This is a genomic window from Stenotrophomonas sp. HMWF023, from assembly GCF_003060985.1.
Lineage (GTDB): Bacteria > Pseudomonadota > Gammaproteobacteria > Xanthomonadales > Xanthomonadaceae > Stenotrophomonas > Stenotrophomonas lactitubi.
In genome coordinates this window covers 1-5,324 of sequence record NZ_QAIJ01000051.1, presented here as the reverse complement: position 1 = coordinate 5,324, position 5,324 = coordinate 1, and the positions used below count along the sequence as shown (strand labels likewise).

Sequence of the window (5,324 nt, the reverse complement as noted above, 5' to 3'; positions counted from 1 at the left end):
AGCTGCGTGAGGCGGCACTACTGTCTTCGCTGGCCGACCCGACCCCGGAAGGCAAGTCGATCGTGCGCCTGGCCCGCGAGCAGGGCTGCACCACCGCTGAGCCGGACCAGGCCGACTACCTGGCCTTCAGCGCGCAGACCCGCATGTCCGGTGTCGACCTGCTGCACGGCCGACAGATCCGCAAGGGCGCCGCCGATGCGATCCGCGCCCATGTGCAGGCGCTCGGCGGCACCGTGCCGGCCGAACTGGCCGGGCGCGTGGACCAGGTCGCACGCAACGGTGCTACGCCGCTGGTGGTGGCCGAGGGTCGCCATGTGCTGGGCGTGATCGAACTGTCGGACGTGGTCAAGCACGGCATGCGCGAGAAGTTCGCGCAGCTGCGGGCGATGGGCATCCGCACGGTGATGATCACCGGCGACAACCCGCTGACGGCCGCCGCGATCGCTGCCGAAGCCGGTGTGGACGACTACATCGCCGAGGCGCGGCCCGAGGACAAGCTGGCACGCATCCGTGCCGAGCAGGCCGGTGGCCGCCTGGTGGCAATGGTCGGCGACGGTACCAACGATGCGCCGGCGCTGGCCCAGGCCGACATCGGCCTGGCGATGAACTCGGGCACGCAGGCGGCCAAGGAGGCCGGCAACATGGTCGACCTGGATTCGGATCCGGCCAAGCTGCTGGCGGTGGTGGAGGTGGGCAAGCAGCAGTTGATCACCCGCGGCGCGCTGACCACGTTCTCGCTGGCCAACGATGTGTCCAAGTACTTCGCGATCCTGCCGGCGCTGTTTGCCGCCACGGTTCCTGCGATGGCCGCATTGAATGTGATGCAGCTTTCGAGCCCACGCAATGCGGTGCTGGCGGCGCTGATTTTCAATGCCCTGGTGATTCCGGCCCTGATCCCGCTGGCACTGCGCGGTGTGCGCTTCCGCCCGGCCACCGCAACGGCGCTGCTGCGCCGGAACATGCTGGTGTACGGCCTGGGTGGCGTGCTGCTGCCGTTCGCGGCAATCAAGCTGATCGACCTTCTTCTTGTCCTGGTATTCGGCGCATGAACCGTTCTGACTCCCCTTCCCTTTCCCGCGAGCTGAAGAGCGAGGCGCGCGTGGCCACGCTGCAGGATGGCGCCAGCTGGCGTCCGGCCATCGGCCTGGGCGTGGCTACCCTGCTGCTGGCCGGTGCGGTCTACGCCGGCATCGCCACCGGTTTCGCCGGCCTGTCCTTCCCGGCGCAGGCCGAAGGCAGCCTGCTGCGTGATGGCAGCGGCCAGGTGCGTGCTTCGGCATGGCTGTCGCAGCCGTTCACCGGTGATGGCTACTTCCAGGCACGACCGTCGGCGGCCAACTACGACCCGATGGCGGCGGCCGGTTCCAACCTGGCACGCAGCAACCCGGCGCTGGCCGAACGCGTGGCGGCGAGCACTGCGGCAGTGGCCGCGCGCGAAGGCGTAGCGCCTGCGCAGGTTCCTGCCGATCTGGTCACCCAGTCCGGCGGCGGCCTCGATCCGCAGTTGTCGCCGGCGGCAGCCCAGTTGCAGGTGGCACGCGTGGCCCGTGCGCGCGGTCTGCCGGTCGAGCGCGTGCAGGCCCTGGTGAAGGCCAACACGCAAGGCCGGCAATGGGGCGTGTTCGGCCAGCCACGGGTGAATGTGGTGACACTGAACTTCGCCCTGGACCACGCGGCACGCGCGCCGTGATGCAGGCCTGCACCCGCTGCGCGCACAATGGCGGCCATGACAGCGGCTCCCATGACTGATCTGCGGACCCGCCAGGCCAACGCCCTGGTGGAAGGCCTGCAACGCGAAGCCGGTGGCAAGCTCACCGTGTTCCTGGGCGCTGCGCCGGGCGTCGGCAAGACCTACGCGATGCTGACCCGTGCGCAGGAACAGCTGCGCCGTGGCGTGGACCTGGTGGTGGGGCTGGTGGAGACCCATGGCCGTGCCGATACCCAGGCCTTGCTGGAAGGCCTGCCACGGCTGCCGCTGAAGGAGGTGGCCTACCATGGCCACGACCTGCAGGAGATGGATCTGGACGCCGTGCTGGCACGCAGGCCGGCACTGGTGCTGGTGGACGAGCTGGCCCATCGCAATGCGCCGGGCAGCCGCCATGAACGTCGCTGGCAGGACGTGATGGAACTGCTGGACGCCGGCATCGACGTCTGGACCACGGTCAACATCCAGCATCTGGAAAGCCTCAACGATGTGGTGATGCGCATCACCGGCGTGCGCGTCAGCGAGACGGTCCCGGACGGCGTGCTCGACCGCCTGCATGACATCGTGCTGGTCGATCTGCCGCCGCGCGAACTGATCGCGCGCCTGCAGCAGGGCAAGGTGTACGTGCCCGAGCAGGCCGCGCAGGCACTGCAGGCGTTTTTCTCACCGGCCAATCTGACCGCATTGCGCGAACTGGCCATGCAGGAAGCGGCCGACCGCGTCGACAGCAGCCTGCGCGAAGCACGCGCCGCGCGCGGTGAGAGCAATCTGCCGCTGCGACGTGGCGTGCTGGTGGCGATCGATGGCGGTGGCCAGAGTGAATACCTGGTGCGGGTGGCGCGACGCATCGCCGAACGCCGCGATGCACCGTGGACGGTGGTGACGGTGCAGGGACGCCGCCAGGACGAAGCAACCCGGCGCGAGATCGATGCTGCGTTCGCGCTGGCCCGCCGCCTGGGTGGCGAAGCCGAGCTGCTGCACGGCTCCAGCATCGCCGATGCATTGCTCGACCACGCCGCGCACAACGGCGTGTCGACGCTGGTACTGGGCCGCACCCGCGAGCGACCACTGGCGCGGATGTTCAACCGCACGCTGACCCAGCAGCTGATCCAGCGCGGCGCGCACTACGAGATCACCATCATCAGCACGCCGCAGGCGCGTGCGCGTTCCCGTCGTGAGGGGCTGCTGCCACCGATGCGTGGGATCAGCCACGAACCATTGCAGGCGCTGTTGGCTACCGCGCTGGCCTGCCTGGTGGCGTGGCTGGCCGAACGCTGGGTGGGCATGGCCGATCTGTCGATGGTGTTCATCGTGGCCGTGGTGCTGGTCGCCGCGCGCACCCGCGCCAGCGTCGCGGTGATGGCGGCGATCCTGTGCTTCCTCGCCTACAACTTCCTGTTCATCGCACCGCGCTTCACCTTCGCCATCGGCGCGCGGCAGGGCGTGATCACCGTGTTCCTGTTCCTGGCGGCGGCACTGGTCGCCGGACGCCTTGCGTCGCGGCTGCGCATGCAGGTGATCGCCCTGCGTGCGGCCAACCGCCATGCGCGCGCGCGTCAGCAGCTGGGCCGACAACTGGCCAGTGCGGCTGGCAACGGTGAAGTGGCGCAGGCCGGGCGGCAGGCATTGGAACAGGCCATGGATGTTCCGGCATGGCTGCGGATCGGCGCCGATATCGCGGCCGGTGGCCGTCACCTGCCCGGTGACACCGATCTGGCGGCGGCCGATTGGGCCCTGCGCCATGGCCAGCCCAGTGGCCGCTTCACCGATACCCTCGCTGGCGCGCAATGGTGGTTCCTGCCGCTGCTGGACGGCGAAGACCGTGCGATCGGCGTGGCCGGCCTGTACCTGCCGGGTGCGCAGGCGCGGCTGCTGCCCGAACAGCGTCAACTGGCCGAAGCGATGGTCGATGACATCGCCCAGGCCGCGTTGCGCACGCGCCTGGTGGCCGAGCTGGAACAGGCGCACGTCAGCAACGAGACCGAACGGCTGCGCTCTGCCCTGCTCTCCTCGGTGTCGCACGACCTGCGTTCGCCACTGGCGGCGATGATCGGCTCGGCCGACAGTCTGGCCAGCTACGGTGCGGCAATGGATCTGGCCGACCGCCGCGCCTTGCTGGACACCATCCTGGTCGAAGGCGAGCGCCTGGACCGCTACATCCAGAACCTGCTGGACATGACCCGGCTGGGCCACGAGGGCCTGAAGATCAATCGCGACTGGATAGGCGTGGATGAGCTGATTGGTTCGGCCGCCCGCCGCCTGCAGCGTTACCAGCCGAAGGTCCGGCTGGAGCTGGATATTCCGGCGACGCTGGCACCGATCTGGGTGCATCCGGCACTGGTCGAGCAGGCAGTGTTCAATGTGATGGAGAACGCCGCCAAGTTTTCGCCGGCCGATGCCGCCGTGCAGGTGCTGGCGCGCGAACTGGATGGTCAGCTGCGTATCGACGTGATCGATGCCGGCCCCGGCATTCCCGACGACGAGCGCGCGCGTATCTTCGACATGTTCTACAGCGTCGAACGCGGCGACCGCGGCCGCCACGGCACCGGCCTGGGCCTGACCATCTGCCAGGGCATGATCGGTGCGCATGGCGGCAGCGTGCAGGCGCTGCCCGGGCGCGACGGTCGCGGTACCCTGATCCGCATCACCCTGCCCCTTCTCAAGCCAGCCTCCCACGATGAGTCCGACCCCGACTGACGCCAGCGCGCCGGCCCCGCGCGTGCTGGTGATCGACGATGAAACCCAGATCCGCCGGTTCCTGGACATCAGCCTGCGCGCGCAGGGCTACCAGGTGCGCCAGGCCGCGACCGGCCAGGAAGGCCTGCAGATGGCCGCCAGCGAGGACATGGACCTGGTGATCCTGGACATTGGCCTGCCGGACATGGAAGGTCATGAGGTGCTGGAGCAGCTGCGGCAGTGGAGCCAGGTGCCGGTGATCATGCTGACCGTGCGTGCCGGTGAAACCGAGAAGGTGCGTGCACTGGACAACGGCGCCAACGACTACGTGACCAAACCCTTCGGTACCCAGGAGCTGATGGCGCGGGTGCGGGCGCTGCTGCGCACACGCAGCGTACCGACCGATGGCACGCCGCCGGTGTTCGACGATGGCCACCTGCACGTGGACCTGGTTCGCCGCGAAGTGGCGATCGACGGCGAGCTGGTGGCGTTGACCCGCAAGGAGTACGCGCTGTTGTCGCTGTTGCTGCGCAATGCCGGGCGCGTGGTGACCCAGCCGCAGATCCTGCAGGAAATCTGGGGACCCACCCACCAGCACGACACCCACTACCTGCGCATCCTGGTCGGCAAGCTGCGGCACAAGCTGGGCGACTCGGCGCTGGATTCACGCTACCTGTTCACCGAACCGGGTGTGGGTTTGCGGTTCAAGGGGTGAGGTGTGCCGACCAACGGTCGGCACCCACCAGACAAGTAGATCCACGCCATGCGTGGATGGACATCCATTGAAGAACATCCACGCATGGCGTGGATCTACTGTGTCGACCAAGGTCGACACCTACCAAGAGCAGGCCATACCATTCCGGCAGATCGCGGAGATCTGTCGAAGGCGGGGTGGGTCCGGTTGCGGGGGCGTGAGCCGCATGGATGCGGCGACCGAGCTTAC

At 68.5% G+C, this 5,324-nt stretch carries 4 protein-coding genes; all 4 read left to right on the top strand.

The annotated features are described in order from the left end of the window. Positions 1-1,049 (top strand): potassium-transporting ATPase subunit KdpB (kdpB, locus tag DBR20_RS22510; RefSeq protein WP_258223156.1); only part of this gene is annotated, 1,049 nt, incomplete at its 5' end. Then, positions 1,046-1,690, top strand: coding sequence for a potassium-transporting ATPase subunit KdpC (gene kdpC / locus DBR20_RS02110; RefSeq protein ID WP_100461950.1), 645 nt, complete (start codon positions 1,046-1,048; stop codon positions 1,688-1,690). The genes kdpB and kdpC, both read left to right, overlap by 4 nt. A gap of 51 nt (positions 1,691-1,741) precedes the next feature. Beyond that, complete coding sequence (locus DBR20_RS02105; RefSeq protein ID WP_108265023.1) at positions 1,742-4,402, top strand: sensor histidine kinase KdpD; 2,661 nt, start codon at positions 1,742-1,744, stop codon at positions 4,400-4,402. After that, entirely contained in the window at positions 4,383-5,096 is a 714-nt protein-coding gene (locus DBR20_RS02100; protein WP_025879418.1) for a response regulator transcription factor, read from the top strand. The genes DBR20_RS02105 and DBR20_RS02100 overlap by 20 nt, the downstream gene beginning before the upstream one ends. The last annotated feature ends 228 nt before the right edge of the window (positions 5,097-5,324 follow it).

Coding starts and splice junctions, on each gene's coding strand:
- DBR20_RS02100 (WP_025879418.1), top strand. CDS start 4,383: ATGAGTCCGACCCCGACTGACGCCAGCGCGCCGGCCCCGCGCGTGCTG.
- DBR20_RS02105 (WP_108265023.1), top strand. CDS start 1,742: ATGACTGATCTGCGGACCCGCCAGGCCAACGCCCTGGTGGAAGGCCTG.
- kdpC (WP_100461950.1), top strand. CDS start 1,046: ATGAACCGTTCTGACTCCCCTTCCCTTTCCCGCGAGCTGAAGAGCGAG.